This is a genomic window from Streptomyces sp. NPDC088147 (genome assembly GCF_044741565.1).
GTDB lineage: Bacteria > Actinomycetota > Actinomycetes > Streptomycetales > Streptomycetaceae > Streptomyces.
The window spans coordinates 495,930-509,524 of the sequence record NZ_JBIUSY010000005.1 but is presented as its reverse complement, the minus strand read 5'-3'; the positions used below and the strand labels follow the sequence as shown (position 1 = coordinate 509,524).

18 protein-coding genes are annotated in these 13,595 nt (G+C 69.3%); 8 read left to right on the top strand and 10 right to left on the bottom strand.

Annotated elements, in window-relative coordinates:
- Complete coding sequence (locus ACIOGX_RS20240; protein WP_356514964.1) at positions 1 to 585, bottom strand: Uma2 family endonuclease; 585 nt, start codon at positions 583 to 585, stop codon at positions 1 to 3.
- A 60-nt stretch (positions 586 to 645) separates the two neighbouring features.
- On the bottom strand, positions 646 to 1,470 hold the full coding sequence (locus ACIOGX_RS20235; protein ID WP_384771080.1) for a hypothetical protein: 825 nt from the start codon (positions 1,468 to 1,470) through the stop codon (positions 646 to 648).
- Between the two features lie 422 nt (positions 1,471 to 1,892).
- On the opposite strand from ACIOGX_RS20235, the gene ACIOGX_RS20230 reads away from it, so the two are divergent.
- The 4 genes from ACIOGX_RS20230 to ACIOGX_RS20215 all read left to right on the top strand — a co-directional run bounded on the left by ACIOGX_RS20230 (position 1,893) and on the right by ACIOGX_RS20215 (position 5,068).
- Positions 1,893 to 2,312: a hypothetical protein gene (locus tag ACIOGX_RS20230; protein ID WP_401914891.1), complete on the top strand. Its 420-nt coding sequence runs from the start codon at positions 1,893 to 1,895 to the stop codon at positions 2,310 to 2,312.
- Positions 2,313 to 2,387: 75 nt separating this feature from the next.
- Positions 2,388 to 3,005 carry a SigE family RNA polymerase sigma factor gene (locus tag ACIOGX_RS20225; RefSeq protein WP_356514968.1) on the top strand — a complete coding sequence of 206 codons (618 nt, stop codon included), beginning with the start codon at positions 2,388 to 2,390 and terminating at the stop codon, positions 3,003 to 3,005.
- Complete coding sequence (locus ACIOGX_RS20220) at positions 3,002 to 3,451, top strand: hypothetical protein (protein WP_401914888.1); 450 nt, start codon at positions 3,002 to 3,004, stop codon at positions 3,449 to 3,451. The genes ACIOGX_RS20225 and ACIOGX_RS20220 overlap by 4 nt, the downstream gene beginning before the upstream one ends.
- A 135-nt stretch (positions 3,452 to 3,586) precedes the next feature.
- Entirely contained in the window at positions 3,587 to 5,068 is a 1,482-nt protein-coding gene (locus ACIOGX_RS20215; protein WP_401914885.1) for an FG-GAP repeat protein, read from the top strand.
- Here ACIOGX_RS20215 and ACIOGX_RS20210 read toward each other — a convergent pair.
- From ACIOGX_RS20210 to ACIOGX_RS20185, 6 genes are all read right to left on the bottom strand, one after another.
- Positions 5,050 to 5,352, bottom strand: coding sequence for a hypothetical protein (locus ACIOGX_RS20210; protein WP_401914882.1), 303 nt, complete (start codon positions 5,350 to 5,352; stop codon positions 5,050 to 5,052). The genes ACIOGX_RS20215 and ACIOGX_RS20210 overlap by 19 nt on opposite strands.
- A gap of 129 nt (positions 5,353 to 5,481) precedes the next feature.
- Positions 5,482 to 5,847 (bottom strand): DUF1801 domain-containing protein, encoded by a 366-nt coding sequence (locus ACIOGX_RS20205; RefSeq protein WP_356514976.1) that lies wholly within the window; start codon positions 5,845 to 5,847, stop codon positions 5,482 to 5,484.
- A gap of 38 nt (positions 5,848 to 5,885) precedes the next feature.
- Entirely contained in the window at positions 5,886 to 6,578 is a 693-nt protein-coding gene (locus tag ACIOGX_RS20200; RefSeq protein ID WP_356514978.1) for an alpha/beta hydrolase, read from the bottom strand.
- A 42-nt stretch (positions 6,579 to 6,620) separates the two neighbouring features.
- On the bottom strand, positions 6,621 to 7,493 hold the full coding sequence (locus ACIOGX_RS20195) for a HEAT repeat domain-containing protein (RefSeq protein WP_401914878.1): 873 nt from the start codon (positions 7,491 to 7,493) through the stop codon (positions 6,621 to 6,623).
- A 160-nt stretch (positions 7,494 to 7,653) separates the two neighbouring features.
- A complete protein-coding gene (locus ACIOGX_RS20190) occupies positions 7,654 to 8,172 on the bottom strand; it encodes a DUF397 domain-containing protein (RefSeq protein ID WP_401914875.1) in 519 nt (172 codons plus the stop codon).
- Positions 8,153 to 8,995 (bottom strand): helix-turn-helix domain-containing protein, encoded by an 843-nt coding sequence (locus tag ACIOGX_RS20185; protein WP_401914872.1) that lies wholly within the window; start codon positions 8,993 to 8,995, stop codon positions 8,153 to 8,155. The genes ACIOGX_RS20190 and ACIOGX_RS20185 overlap by 20 nt, the downstream gene beginning before the upstream one ends.
- 161 nt (positions 8,996 to 9,156) lie before the next feature.
- On the opposite strand from ACIOGX_RS20185, the gene ACIOGX_RS20180 reads away from it, so the two are divergent.
- On the top strand, positions 9,157 to 9,522 hold the full coding sequence (locus tag ACIOGX_RS20180) for an amidase (protein ID WP_401768040.1): 366 nt from the start codon (positions 9,157 to 9,159) through the stop codon (positions 9,520 to 9,522).
- Positions 9,523 to 9,538: 16 nt separating this feature from the next.
- Here the strand turns inward: ACIOGX_RS20180 and ACIOGX_RS20175 are convergent, their stop codons facing one another.
- Positions 9,539 to 10,006 carry a hypothetical protein gene (locus ACIOGX_RS20175; RefSeq protein WP_401768042.1) on the bottom strand — a complete coding sequence of 156 codons (468 nt, stop codon included), beginning with the start codon at positions 10,004 to 10,006 and terminating at the stop codon, positions 9,539 to 9,541.
- 389 nt (positions 10,007 to 10,395) lie between these two features.
- On the opposite strand from ACIOGX_RS20175, the gene ACIOGX_RS20170 reads away from it, so the two are divergent.
- Together ACIOGX_RS20170 and ACIOGX_RS20165 are read left to right on the top strand one after the other, a co-directional pair.
- On the top strand, positions 10,396 to 10,785 hold the full coding sequence (locus ACIOGX_RS20170) for a peptidase inhibitor family I36 protein (RefSeq protein WP_356514988.1): 390 nt from the start codon (positions 10,396 to 10,398) through the stop codon (positions 10,783 to 10,785).
- Between the two features lie 169 nt (positions 10,786 to 10,954).
- Positions 10,955 to 12,034, top strand: coding sequence for a hypothetical protein (locus tag ACIOGX_RS20165; RefSeq protein WP_401914868.1), 1,080 nt, complete (start codon positions 10,955 to 10,957; stop codon positions 12,032 to 12,034).
- Between the two features lie 30 nt (positions 12,035 to 12,064).
- Here the strand turns inward: ACIOGX_RS20165 and ACIOGX_RS20160 are convergent, their stop codons facing one another.
- The gene (locus ACIOGX_RS20160) at positions 12,065 to 12,760 is read right to left on the bottom strand and encodes a nitroreductase family protein (RefSeq protein WP_401914865.1); all 696 of its coding nucleotides are present in this window, start codon (positions 12,758 to 12,760) and stop codon (positions 12,065 to 12,067) included.
- A 152-nt stretch (positions 12,761 to 12,912) separates the two neighbouring features.
- Here ACIOGX_RS20160 and ACIOGX_RS20155 point away from each other — a divergent pair, with 152 nt between their 5' ends.
- Positions 12,913 to 13,566, top strand: coding sequence for a TetR family transcriptional regulator (locus ACIOGX_RS20155; RefSeq protein WP_401914862.1), 654 nt, complete (start codon positions 12,913 to 12,915; stop codon positions 13,564 to 13,566).
- Positions 13,567 to 13,595 lie beyond the last annotated feature (29 nt).

The window sequence follows — 13,595 nt, the reverse complement described above, 5'->3', positions numbered from 1 at the left end:
TCAGCGGGTGTAGTCCTTGAGCTTCTCGGTTTCCAGGGTGATGGAGACGGGGTGGGGGAGTTTGACCGTGGCGCCGTACGAGTGTGACGCGCGGCTCAGGTATGTGCCCTTGTGCGGTTCGGTGTAGACGACCAGCTCTTCGGCGTCCCGGTCGACGAGGAGATAGACGGGGATGCCGGTGGCTGCGTAACCGTCGCGCTTCTCGACGCGGTCACGGAGGTCTGTGTCGCGATCGTGGGACGTGACCTCGACCGTCATGAGGACGCCATCGGCGGGCGCCCACTCGCCCTGACCCACGAAGTGGTCGAGGGGCGCCAGGGCTCCGTCCGGGCGGGCGCGGCCGTTGCGGTAGGACTCGGTGAGGAGCCCCTGCTCCGGGTACAGCGCGAGTTCGGGACGATGCTGCATGCACTGCCGCAGGAGCCACATGACGATGGCTCCGTGATCGCCGTCGGGCACCGGCTTGACCTCTAGCTTTCCGTTGATGAATTCGAGTCGTACGGTCTCGGGCGCGCCGCGTTCGAGTTCTTCGAAGTCCTCGACTCGCATCTGCGGCCTCGCCTGGCGGCTTGAGCTGGGGGTCATGGTGTCGCCTCCTCCCCTCCATGGTGCCCCGGTTTCATGGCGGCGGATCGACTGGATTGGTCATGTACGGGTCCTTTCGGGTGGGTGGGTCGCCGCCGAGCGGGCCTCGGCGACGCGGGCCCGGACCTGGGCGGGGGATAGCCGGGAGGCAGGGCGTACGGGGACGGGCTCGCCCCGGCACGGGCCGCACTCGCCGTCCGTGAGTGCCTCGGGACGGCCGGGGGCGCCGCACTTCGCGCACTCCAGGACCCGCAGTGGCGGGCGTGGCGCGCGGATCCGCTCCGGTGGGAGCTTGGACGTCAGCCGTACGCGGGCGAGCGCCGCCGGGTGGTGGACGACGGCGGGGAGTCCGGCGGTGAGGGCGTGCAGGATGTCCCTCTCGGTGGCGCCCCGTTCGAACCATGGCGTGGTCAGCGGCTCCAGGGCCGCGCAGTCGGCTGCCGACAGCGACATCACCGGCGCGCTGCGGCCGAGCGCGGCGAGCAGGATGAAGGCGCGCGAACGGGTCGGCGGGTCCGAGGTGTTGGCCCGCGCGTCCGCGGTGGCCAGGTCGCCGGAGACGAACGCCGCCCACCAGCCGTTGTCCCGCGCGGTACGGGAGAACCACGTACGCGTCACCCAGCGCATGCCGTCCGGCCCGGAGAGGTGTTCCTTGCCGCGCCGCAGATGCCCGGCCACCTGGAGGCGGCGGAGCGCGGTACGCAGGGCGCACTGCCCGTACGGGAGCACCTTGGCGAGGGCCTTCACCGAGATGTCCGTGCCCTCGGGCAGCCGGTCGAGGAACGCGGCGACGGCGGCCTCGCGCGGCGGCAGGTGCGCGAAGTCGTCGGCCCTGCGGGGCTGTTGACCGGGTGTCGAACGCTTGCCGTAGCCGGGGGACGCCATCGGGGGAGAAGAGGGTGAAGCGGGCGAGGCCGCGTGCGTCTCGGGCGCGGCGGCACTAAGGTGGCTCTCAGCCATGGGATCGCTTTTCTTTGGGTGTCGATCTTGTTGGTTAGGCCCTCGCCAGATGTCGCAAGCATCGGCGGGGGCCCGTTTTGTGCTCTGTGCGGCACGCTAAAGCGTCGCGACCCTGCGTGGCAAGTCGGTCACGAAAAGTCAACCCCCCAGGCAGGGAGGGTGGGTGGGGAGAGACCCGCCTTCCATTCCTTGGAAAGAGGGCTCGGACCCTGAGGCTTGAGCCCCGGGCCGTGAGGAAGTTTTTCGGCGGCGGGCGCAACCCCGGCGGGTGTCGCACGTCTGGTGGGTTGAAGGCGCCCTTCAGCTGATGTTCCAGACCGTGTAGTCGTACAGTTCGGGAGAAACTCATGTCGTCGCACGCCAAACCGAACCGCCGTTCCCTCCGCCGGGGCATGGGCGCCGCCATCGGTGCCGCGCTGCTGCTGGGTGGCGGTTTCGCCACGCAGGCCGTCGCCGACTCCGGCGAGAAGAAGCCGTCCCCGGTCGCGCCGGACGTCGTCGACGACGGCACGTCGGCCGGTGAGGCCAAGGCGCCGAAGGCCGTCGCGCCGGAGGTGGTCGCCGAGGGCAAGCCGGGCGGTGAGGTCAAGGCGCCGGAGGCCGTCGCGCCGAAGGTGGTCGCCGAAGGCAAGCCGGGTGGTGAGGCCGTCGCGCCGAAGGCCGTCGCCGAGGGCGTGGCGCCTGAGGCCGTCGCCGAGAGCGTGCCCGCCGCCGAGGGCAAGGCGCCGAAGGTCGTCTCCGAGGGCCGGCCCGCCTCGGTGAAGTAAGCGGCGGGGGCAGCGCCATGGGGCGGGCCGGCCAACCCCCGGGCCGCCCGCCCCTCCCGCAACGGAACGAGGTCCATGCAGTACGCCATCCCCGCACCGCCGCCCTGGTGGTCCCGCCTGCTCGCCCGCATGTCCCCGGCCGAGGACATGCCGACGCGGGGGCGTCACCCGCGGGCACTCGGTACGACGCCGCACCACGACGAGCCACGGCCCACCCTGGCCGAGCTGTACCGGGCGCGGCGACTCGACATGGTGCGGCTCGCGCTCTTCCTGGTGGACGATCTGCACACCGCCGAGGACGTCGTGCAGGACGCCTTCGCCGCGGTCTGCCGTCATCACGGCACCTCGCTCGACGGGCTCCAGGACCCGGCGGCCTACCTGCACACCGCCGTGGTCAACGCGGCCCGCTCCGTACTGCGCAGACGCCGCACCGCCCGTGGCCACACCCCGCCCCATGAGGGATACGGGCCGCCCGTGGACGAGGGGCTGCTGCTCGCCGAGGAACACCGTCAAGTCCTCGACGCACTCGCCCAGTTGACCCGGCGCCAGCGCGAGGTGCTGGTGCTGCGCTACTGGTCGGAGCTGACCGAGGCGCAGATCGCGAAGACACTCGGTCTGTCGCGCGGCACCGTGAAGTCCACCGCGAGCCGTGCGCTGGACGCGCTGGAGAAGAAGCTGGAGGTGGTCCGATGAAGCAGGATGCCGAGGACCGCCGCCTCGCGACCGAGGACCGGCTGCGTGCCGCGCTGGCCGCGCGCGCCGCGCTCATCACACACCGCGACCTGCGGCACGACGCACCCCCGGAGGGACGCGGCTGGAGTGTGCGCCGGGTGCGCGGGATCGCCCTCGCCGGACTCGGTGTGGCCGCCGCGGTGGTGGCCGTCTACCTGGCGGCGCTGCTGCCCGGCGGCCCGCGCGAGCCCGCTCCGGTGCCGCCCGCCCGAACCCCGGGCATCACCGAACCGTCGGCGGCCACACCCGAGGTCGAGGTGCGGCCGGGCGAGCAGGGGTCCGCACCGGGCGAGCGCGGATCCGCACCCAACGAGCGGGGATCCGTACCGGACGAGCGGGGATCCGCACCGAGTGAGCCGGGCGTCGTATCGAGCGAGCAGGGTGTCCTGCCGTCGGGACGACCGTGAGCGTAGGCGGCAAAAAGGGCAGAGCCATTGTCAGAGGCGGCCCGTAGGATCACACGCGTATTCGATCTTTTGGGGCGGCTGTTCGGGCCGCCCGCAGGAACCTGGGGGGTTCTGATGCGCGAAAGAGCGCTCACCATGGCTGCCGTCTGCGCGGCCGCCATGCTCGGTGTCACCGCCGTGGCACCGGTCGCCGGCGCCGCGCCGGTGGCTGTGGGGGAAAAGGCTGTGGGGGAAAAGGCCGTAGGGGCAGTGACGGCGACGGGAAAGGCCCCAGGGGCAAAGTCCGCTGGGGCACAGGACGCGGACTTCAACGGCGACGGGTATCCGGACTTCGCCACCGGAGCGCACACCGCGACGGTGGGGGCCGTCAAGCGGGCCGGAGTGGTCACCGTCGCCTACGGGTCGGCCGAGGGGCTGAAGCTCAGCAGTGCCTCCATCATCAGCCAGGCCACGCCGGGGGTCCCGGGGGACCCGGTGGACGACGGGAAGTGGCGGGAAGTCGGTTCGTTCGGGGATCTGGACGGTGACGGGTACGACGACCTGGTGCTCAACTGGGCCGAGCGGTTCATGGTGCTGTGGGGGAGCGCGGACGGCATCACCGGCGCGGGCACGGCCATTCCGGTCGGGAAGACCTCCGCCGCGCCCACGACGCTGCTCGGCGGCACCGTCGGCGTGGGGGACGTCAACGGTGACGGGGTGGACGACTTCGTCACCCGCGGACACGACGGCTTGACCTACGGCCTGTCCGTCCGGCTGGGCCCGATGAACCGGACCACGGGCACGTCGGCCGGGGCCTGGTTCCGCAACACCGGGAAGCTCGACAAGCAGTCGACCTCCGCCGTCTACGTGGGGGACCTGACGGGTGACGGCGTCGACGATGTCACCGTGGGCGGCGGTGTCGTGCTCGGGAACGGCAAGCCGGGGGCCCTGGTGCTCAAGGGCACGGCCACCGGGCTGGTCAAGGGCGGCACGTTCACCGGGCTTCACTGGTACGACACCTCCTACCCGTCGGCCTTCGGCGATCTGAACAAGGACGGCTACCAGGACCTGGTCACCGGTCACGCGGACCAGAACAAGGTCTATGTGATCTACGGCGGTCCGAACGGTCTGAGCGACACCGTGAAGCACCGCTCCTACAGCCAGGCCAGCACGGGCGTGCCGGGGATCGAAGAGGCGGGCGACAAGTTCGGGTCGGCGGTGGCCATGGGGGACACCGACCAGGACGGCTACGACGACGTGATCATCGGCGCCTCCTACGAGACCGCCTCCGACCCGGCGACCACCTCGCAGTCGGGTGCGTTCACCGTGCTGCGCGGCAGCGCCACGGGCATCACCACCACGGGTGCCGTGACGTTCACCCAGAACTCCAAGAGCGTCCCCAGCACGTCCGAGAACGAGGACCACTTCGGTGCCGCGGCGGCCGTGCTCGACTCCGACAAGGACGGCAGCCCCGAGGTCTACGTCGGCGGCAACGGCGAGGACGGCTACAAGGGCCGGGTCTGGACGTTCCCGACCGGCCCCACCGGCGTCACGGCCACCGGCTCCACCAGCTTCCACCTGGGCACCCTCGGGGGCCTGACCAGCGGCGGCAACTTCGGCTACCGCATAGCCGGCTGAGTGGGTTCTTCCTGTTGAGTGCGCTCCCGGGCCGACACGGTGATCGGTGCCGGGGCGGTCGTTCCCGTGGACCTCAGGGCGTCCACGAAGATCTCCGTCGTCCAGGTGGCCACATCGAGTGACCCCGCACGGACGCGGCAGCGGAACGCGGGTCCGGGGCGCATTCCCTCCGTCTGGACCTCTCCCGCCAGGGGGAGGGCCAGACCGTCCCGCGCGGTGGCCATGGCCTCCTCGGGAGGCGCGGGCCGGATCGTCATCGCGTCGTACACGACGAGGCTGTACATGTCCTCTTCGAGGCTGTCGTGTCCTCATGGGCCCGGCGGATCCACGGCTCCGGATCGAGGACGCCGTGGACGCCCGGAATCATGGTCGGTGCCAGGTGGTGGTCCGCGTGATCGCTCAAGGCCGTTGACTCAGCAGACCTTGCCCGGCCCGGCCGCCGTGGCCCGCAGCAGATCCCGGAGAAGCTCGAAGTCGATCCTCTCCGGCCTTCGGAAGCGCAGGCAGCCCTTGCCCATGTCATGGCCCGCCAGCCGGCCGGCGAAGGACTCGCGGACGTCGCCGCGCAGCACATAGAAGGAGATGTACTGCTTCTGGCTCGCGAAGGCGATCTCCCCCGTGCCGTTCCGCTCGTAGGCGGGCATCCCGTACGCCATCACCTCGGTGAATCCCCGCAGCTCCGCACGGCACAGCGCACGCAGCCGGGTCAACGCCTCCTTGCGCTCCTCGGGAACCTCGGCGAGGTAGCCGTCCACATCGTCCGCCTGGCTCTGCACCATGGTCCGAGCGTAAGGGAGACGAGGCAGCGACCAGGACCTCACATACGTCCGAGGAGGACGCGGGCCAGTTCGTGGGGCTCGGAGAACATCGGCCAGTGGCCGGTGTCCAGCTCGACCAGCCGCCAGCGGTCGCTGGTCAGCAGGGCCGCCACGCGGGGGCTCGGCTCGGCGCCGTCGAGCAGGCACTTGACGTACGTCGCCGGAAGCTCGCCGAGCGGGCGGCGCAGCTTGGCGGGCTCGGTCAGGGAGGCGCCCGGGTGGGGCGTCGAGCCGGTGACGATCCGGGTGATCTGCGCGTCGGTCAGACCCTGACCGGCATAGTCGGGCGCGGGCAGCGGCGGCCAGAAACCACCGGTCTCGGCGATCGCCGCCTCCACCATCGCCCGGCCGTCCGGCCAGTCGGAGACGAACGACTCGCCGTCAGCCGGAACGCTGGAGTCCACGAAGATGACGCGGGTCAGCCGCTCACCGATCAGTTCGGCGGCCTGGCCGACCGGGATGCCCGAATAGCTGTGCCCGACCAGGACGACGTCCCGCAGATCGTCGCGCTCGACCGCGTCGACGATGTCCCGGACGTGCGTCTGCTGTCCGGCCGGTACGCCCTGCTTCTCGGCGAGACCGGACAGCGTCAGCGCGTGGGCGCCGTGGCCCGCCGCGCGCAGCTCCGGCACCACCTCGTCCCACGCCCAGGAACCGAGCCATGCCCCTGCCACCAGTACGAAGTCAGTCATGGCCGGCAGCTTAGAGGCCGCCCCACCCATCCGCGCGACCTCCTACTCGGTCTGGCGAATCTGCTGCCAGGCGGCGGCGAGCCCGGCTCGATCGGGAAGCTGTCCGGCGTTGTGGTCAATGCGCAGGCCGATGAGCTTGGCCACGGTCATGACGCAGAGTTCGGCCACGTCCCGGTCCGGGTCGTCAGCGAGGGGGATCAGCACGTCGATGGCTTCCGGGGTGCCGACCTCGGCCAGCGACCGGATCGCATCGTGCCGCGCGTCGGGGTCGTGTATCAGCGGTGACAACAGTTCGACGGCGTTGGGCGGGCGAAGCACCTCGATGGCCTGCACAGCGCCCCACCGCACCGGCGCCCACTCATCACCGAGGGCATCCACGGCGACGGCCAGCCCGCCGGCGTCGCCCAGTTTGGCCAGCGCGGTCGCGGTCTTCACCTTCAGCCACCGATGTTCTCCGTCACTCTGCCCGGATCCGATCTCCGTCAGCGTGGTCCGCAAACCGTCGATCGCGTGCATATCGCCCCGGTCGCCGAGCGCCTCGGCGACCGCGGCACGCAGATCCGTCGTGTTGCCAGAAGATTCGGTCAGCACCTCAAGCAACGCGGCCAACGTCCGCTCGCCGGGGATCGCCGTAGCAGCTTCGACACACCAATAGGGCAAGGACTGGGCGCAATCGGGAGGCATCTGCCGCGCGCCGGTGACAAGCGCCACCAGCAACGGGATCGCGGTCGGATCACGCAGGGACCGAATCATCGTCTGAGCCGCATTGGCCTGCTCGCTTGGCCACCAGTCGCTGACCTGGCAGATCCACCCGATCGCTCCCTGGTCCAAGCGGACGAGAACGCCGCGTTCTTCGGCGTCAACGGCCTCCCGCACCGCCCGAGTAACCATCTCGTGCACTTCGTCTTCGACCACGACACTGGATTAAAGCCGACCGAGTCGGTAAGAGGCGCGCGGACGGGTGGGGCGGCGTCGCGTGCCGATGGGCGGCGCCCGGCGGCGTTGTCGTCGGCCCCCCATCCGCGCGACCTCTTGGTGGAGTGGTCCGACAACCCGCGTCAGGCCACTCCGCCGGTCAGCCGGCGTTGCTGTCGGCCTTGATGTCGGAGATGAAGGTGGACCAGGACGCCGTACGGAAGACGAGTGCCGGGCGGTCGGGGAACTTGGAGTCGCGGACGGGGACGATGTCGGGGTGCCCGTCGGCCACCTCGACGCAGCTTCCGCCGCTGCCATCGCTGTGGGTGGACTTGCGCCAGACACCGCCCACCTCGACGCAGCTTCCGCCGCTGCCTCCGCTGTGGGTCGACTTGCGCCAGACACTGCCTACTTCGACGCAGTCACCTCCGCTGCCTCCGCTGTGGGTCGACTTGTGCCAGACAGTGCCTACTTCGACGCAGTCGCCGCCGTCCCCGCCGCTGTGGGTCGACTTGCGCCAGGAGGTGCCGATCTCCAGGCAATTGCCACCGCTACCGTCGCTGTACGTCGACTTCTGCCAGCTGCCTACTTCCAGGCAGTTGCCGCCGCTGCCGCCGCTATAACTGGACTTGCGCCAAGACACGCCGCTCAGGTCGTACTCATGGCTGCTGCTTTTCATGCTCGTAATCCTCCGCCACTGATTCGACCAGGGCCAAGGATTTTTCCGGTGAGAGTGCGCTGGCCCCCACTAGATCGTAGGTCAGTTCGTGCCGGGCCACCGTCGCCGGATCGTCCAGCAACTGGCCCGATCCCATCGCCTCCAGGTAGGCGAGTGGGGGTGCGTCCTCGAAGGACATGAGCTTGAGTGCGCCCTCAAGCGCCGCGTGAGCACCTGCGCTGAACGGCAGCACCTGCACGATGATCCTGTGCCGTCGCATCAGAGCAACGACATGGCGCAGCGCCTCCGCCATCACCGCAGGTCCGCCCACCGGTCGGCGAAGAATCGCCTCGTCAAGCACCGTCCACACAACGGGCCTTGTTGGATCCTTCAGCAGCTTGGCCCGATCCAGCCGAGCCGACACCAACTCGTCGATGACCTCCTCCGTCGCCGTCGGGTGGTACCTGCGGAACACCGCCCGCGCATACGCCTCCGTCTGCAATAGCCCCGGGATCAGTTGCGGCGCGTACTCCTTGATCATCGTCGCGATCGCCTCGGCCTCCGCCGCCTCCGCGAAGTGATCCGGATACTTCGACTTCTTCAGCGCCTCGCAATTCCGCAGGAAGAAGCCGTCCGTCTTGAAGACCTCATCGAAGTGAATCGCGTATTCCGGCTGCATTCGGCGCGTACCCGCCTCGATCTGGCCGATGAGCGATCCGCTGACGAAGATCGGCCTGCCCAGCTCTTCCTGGGACATATCCGCTTCGTCGCGCTGATGTCGTAGCTCGGCGCCGAGCATGGCGCGGGGTGATGACGACGGGTCAAGTGGCTTGGGTCCAGGCACAGGTGCTCCCGGTGAGACAGATGTCGGTGTTGTGCTGCTTCCTCTAGGCACGCTAGCGACTGTCGGCCACTCTGTGTAGCCCAAACAGTCACACACAGTGGAGAGTTGCGTTGCTTCGTACCCAGGACACAAGAGATGCCGTCACCCACTCGTTCAGCCTCGTGCACTGCTCAGCCGACAGTTCCCCGGACTTCGACGACCCCCGTTACGACGGGCTCAAGGCCCGGCCACCGGAGGGATGCACGGTGGTGCGATTCGAGGCGTACTTCAGTCTGCGCTGCGTGCGCCGGGGTGCGACCCTGCTCGACGCGGTGGCGCCGCTGTGCGCGGAGATCAGGGCGGAACACGGCCTGCTCATGACCGATCTCGGGATCGAGGGGCTCTGGGAGTGGGCCTCCGACGGGACCGACGGCCGGGGCGCGGAGGTGGTGGGGCAGTTGCTGCTGATGGCCGCCGAGCGCGGGCCGCTGCTCGGGTACAGCGTGGACGACCTGGTGCGGTTCCTGCGTACGGCGGCGGTGGGTTGACTGACCTGCCGGACGTTCACGCGCCCGTCGTGGAGCCGGGGCGGATGATCATCAGGACCGTGACCGTCGCCCACAGGAGGTTGAAGATCCCCGTGTGCATGCCCAGACGCGCGGTCAGCTTGGTCGTTGATGTTCCGGTGGCCTCTTCGAGGTCCGTCACTATCGCCTCCTGGCGCGGCAGTACCAGCACCATGAGCGTGACGGCCGCGAGCCCGGTCAGGATGATCGAGACGATCAGCCAGGTGTCTCCCAGCACGCCCATCGCGCTGCCTGTGGCGAAGCCGAACACCGGCACGGCGAGGCCCACCACCGCGTAGACGCGGCAGATGCGGTGCAGCAGTTGTACCGACGTCAGCGCCCGGGGATCCCCGGGCGCTGCCATCGCCCGCCTCGCGTACGGCGGGAACATGCTGGCGGCGACGGTGACCGGGCCGATCGCGACGATCGCGGCGAGGACATGAACGGCGAGCAGGAACTTCGTCACGGCGGGGATCGCTCTTTCGGCTTCGGCTTCGGCTTCGGTTACGACTTCGGCTACAGCGGGGGGTCCGGCAGTGCTCATGCCGACGCTAAGGCGCTGCTCACGCACGTAGTAGTGGCTCGATTGCCAGGAACCGCCGGATTCTCGCCACCACCGGCCGGGTGGCCACAGGCGGTGCGGAAGGCGCGGCTGAAGCGGGGGTAGCGGATGAATCAGCTCGGGACCTGTGGACGCAGAGACAAGTGTTGTGCACCCTCCGTCAAAGACGGCACGGGCGGGAATGGCGAGAGTGGGTGACGAGCGGAAAGGAAACGAAAACGAAGCTGACGGTCCGCTCGATGCCATCTCTCCGTCATCGAACGCAAACACACCAGACCTCTGGGGGAACACACGTGTCGTGGAAGAAGAGAACCGCCGGCACCGCTTCGGTCATGCTCCTGGCAGCGGGGGGCATGATGGTGACGGCGTCACCGGCCGCCGCGGACGGCCCATGCCCGGCGAACCGCGTCTGCGTCTACGACGCGACAAGCTTCGGTGGTAACCGCATTGCCAGCGGCAGTACCAACTCCTGTTTCTTCCCTCAGGACTTCACGTTCGGCACCATCGTGTCGTACGACAACAACCTGTCGGTGGACGCGAAGGTCTGGCACTACTACGCCGACGTCGGTGTCTACAAGGTGGCCCGTACGTTGGTGGGCGGCGGATTCAGCAGCAATATCGGTGTCCCCAACCTTGGCGCCGCCTATGGCGACCTGGTGTGCATGGGCAACGCGCGCCCGTGAGCCTTGGGTCGGGGCTGTCCGCGGGCTGTCCCCGACCTGGCTTTTCTCTCTTTTCAGGGCACTGTGCTCTCCGGTGGCTGAGGTCACGTTTCCTTGGGTACCTCAGCCGCCGACGCAGCAGGAACGGACAGGAACGGACAGGTATATGGGCACCGTCAGGAACAGAGATGTGCGCAAGGCTCTCACGGCCGTTCTGGCGGCGGTGCTGCTCATGCCGCTTTGGTGGGCTCCAGCCGAAGCAACCGAAGCGGTCGGCGTGACCGGACCGGCCGCCGGTAGCGTCAGCCGTCTCACCCTGGCCGCCGACACGGACATACCCCGAGGTGCCACTGTCGACCTGCTGCGACGGACGATGACCCTTGCGGCCGGGGAGAAACGGCATCTGCGTGGCCGGCTCGAAGCCACCAGCAGCACGACCGGAATCGTCGGTCTGACGGAGCGCATCAGGTGCCTGGACTCAACGGGCGAGACCGTGCCCGTCGTCGCGGCGTCTGCCCGTAACCACGAAGGCAGTGACACCAGCACGTACGCGATCCCGGGCCATCTGCCGCTCTACGCTGATCTGCTGTTCACCGCGCCGACCGCCGGTGTCTATACCTGCGTGCTCCAGGGCACGGCCTACTCGACGCTGCCGGGCACCTACCACCTCACAGCGGTCGCCAACAGCACGTGGCTGGAGAGCGACGACACCCACCAGCAAGGTGCGCGCTGGTGGCAGAACCCTGCCTGCGCGAGTGCCGACACAGCCGGTGCGTGCACGTATGTCGGTGGCGGAGCCGCCCGCCGGGATGCCTGGGTCTTCTACGACGACGGAACGCCGGTCCACAAGTGGCAGGCACACCCCGACGCGGTCAGCGTCTCGGCACAGGCGAATGTCGAACTGACCACGTGCTACCGGGGAACCGCTTCGTGCGCCGAAACCATGCAGGTCCACCCGCGCGGCCGGAACGCGGTCGTGGACACCCGCTTCGAGTTCATCCAGCTCGATGCCACCGCCCATGCGTGCCGGACCCACAGCGCGCCCGCCCGTCGGACCGTCACCGACGACGCGCACCACGCCGTCGGCTACTCCGCCCTGTCCAACCTCCCCGTCGACCCCGCGTGCGGCAGCCGGACATTCCTGATGCGTGTCTACGTGAAACACGTATCCGGACAGACCGTCAAGATCGATGGTGTGCAGAGCGGTATCACCTCCCTCACCAACGGCATCGCATTCAACAACTTTCGCCAGGACGTGTCCGCGCGATGACGCGCGGAGCCGGGAGCGGCCGGACACGGCTCAGCCGTGGAACGTCGTGGTCGACTCAAGCGGAGCCCGCTCGGTCGTGATCCGGTTCACCGGCGCGGTCTCGTCGGCGTAGCCGAAGGAGATGCCGACGAGCAGGCTTCCGCCGGTGACGCCGAGTTCGGCGCGGACCGTGTCGGCGTAGAAGCTCAGCAGCCCCTGCGGGCAGCTGTCCACGCCGTACCCGGTCATGGCCAGGAGCAGCGTCTGCATGTAGGAGCCGACGTCCGCGGCCAGGCGGGCCCCGGCGCCGCCGTCACCGTCAGCGTCACCGTCGACGAACAGGAACGCGGCGTGTGGGGCACCGTAGAAGCCCAGGCTCTCCGCGTCGTAGGCCGTGCGTGACGTGTGATCGTCATGGCCGATGCCCAGCGCTCCGTACAGCTCTGCGCCGAACGCCGCCCGGCGCGCCTGGTGCGCCTCCGCATACATTCCGTCCGAGTACGGGACGTCCACCGAGATGCGCCTCTCGGTGTGGGCCGTCCGCAAGGCAGCCGCCAGACGGTGGCGCGTCGCGCCGCTCACCACCTCCACCTGCCACGGCTGCGTATTGGAACTGGACGGCGCGGCGCCGGCCAGCGAGAAGATCGCGCGCATCGTGTCCTCGGGGACGGCCTCCGGGCGGAACGCGCGGGTCGCGTGTCGGCCGCGTATCAGCTTCTCCGCGAGGCCGCTCAACTCAGTGGGCATCGACTCAGTGGGCATCGACTCAGTGGGAATCGACCGAACCGACCTGTCCATGGGACTCCTTCATGACAGCTCAAGTAAACGGGAGCGTTTACTTGTGTGGTGACCCTAACAGGGCGCTCCGCTCGAAGTAAACGCGTGCGTATACTTCCCGTATGAGTACGACGACGGCTGCGGCATCTCCGCGGCGAGGGCGTGGCGGCCGGGAGCGCGTTCTTGCCGCCGCCGCTCGGCTGTTCGCGACCCAGGGGATCAACGCGACCGGCATGGAACAGGTCGCGGAGGAAGCGCCGGTGTCCAAGCGGACGCTCTACGCGCACTTCCGGACCAAGAACGACCTGGTCATCGCCCACTTGCAGAGCCTCGTCACGTCCGGCGCCACGCTGGAAAGCGTGCTGACCCGCGAGGACATCCCGCCGCGAGAACGGATCCTCAAGCTGTTCGACCCGTCGCCGTCGCCGTCGCCGTCGCCGTCGCCGGCGCCGACCGCGGACGCGGACGCGGACGCGGAGGCTGACACGGGTCCGGTGCGCGGGTGTCCGTTCATCGATGCCGCCGTGGAGTTCCCCGACCCGGACAGCGCGGTGCACTCCTACGCCCGCGAACAGAAACTGCGCATGGTGGAACTGATCGCCGCCCTGCTGGCCGAGCTGGGCTGCCGCGAACCGGTCGCGCTCGCCGAACAGCTGGCCATCCTCGCCGACGGGGCGGCCAGCCGCGCCATGGTGCTGTGCGACGCGGACTACGGACGGCACGCGCGGGCGGCGGCGGAGGTCCTCCTCGGACAGGCTCTGCCGGGCAGGGACTGACGAGGCCCGGATTACCGGCCCTTAGCCTG

Coding starts and splice junctions, on each gene's coding strand:
- ACIOGX_RS20240 (WP_356514964.1), bottom strand. CDS start 585: ATGACCCCCAGCTCAAGCCGCCAGGCGAGGCCGCAGATGCGAGTCGAG.
- ACIOGX_RS20160 (WP_401914865.1), bottom strand. CDS start 12,760: ATGCCCACTGAGTTGAGCGGCCTCGCGGAGAAGCTGATACGCGGCCGA.
- ACIOGX_RS20220 (WP_401914888.1), top strand. CDS start 3,002: ATGAAGCAGGATGCCGAGGACCGCCGCCTCGCGACCGAGGACCGGCTG.
- ACIOGX_RS20210 (WP_401914882.1), bottom strand. CDS start 5,352: ATGTACAGCCTCGTCGTGTACGACGCGATGACGATCCGGCCCGCGCCT.
- ACIOGX_RS20200 (WP_356514978.1), bottom strand. CDS start 6,578: ATGACTGACTTCGTACTGGTGGCAGGGGCATGGCTCGGTTCCTGGGCG.
- ACIOGX_RS20230 (WP_401914891.1), top strand. CDS start 1,893: ATGTCGTCGCACGCCAAACCGAACCGCCGTTCCCTCCGCCGGGGCATG.
- ACIOGX_RS20155 (WP_401914862.1), top strand. CDS start 12,913: ATGAGTACGACGACGGCTGCGGCATCTCCGCGGCGAGGGCGTGGCGGC.
- ACIOGX_RS20190 (WP_401914875.1), bottom strand. CDS start 8,172: ATGAAAAGCAGCAGCCATGAGTACGACCTGAGCGGCGTGTCTTGGCGC.
- ACIOGX_RS20215 (WP_401914885.1), top strand. CDS start 3,587: ATGGCTGCCGTCTGCGCGGCCGCCATGCTCGGTGTCACCGCCGTGGCA.
- ACIOGX_RS20235 (WP_384771080.1), bottom strand. CDS start 1,470: ATGGCGTCCCCCGGCTACGGCAAGCGTTCGACACCCGGTCAACAGCCC.
- ACIOGX_RS20205 (WP_356514976.1), bottom strand. CDS start 5,847: ATGGTGCAGAGCCAGGCGGACGATGTGGACGGCTACCTCGCCGAGGTT.
- ACIOGX_RS20225 (WP_356514968.1), top strand. CDS start 2,388: ATGCAGTACGCCATCCCCGCACCGCCGCCCTGGTGGTCCCGCCTGCTC.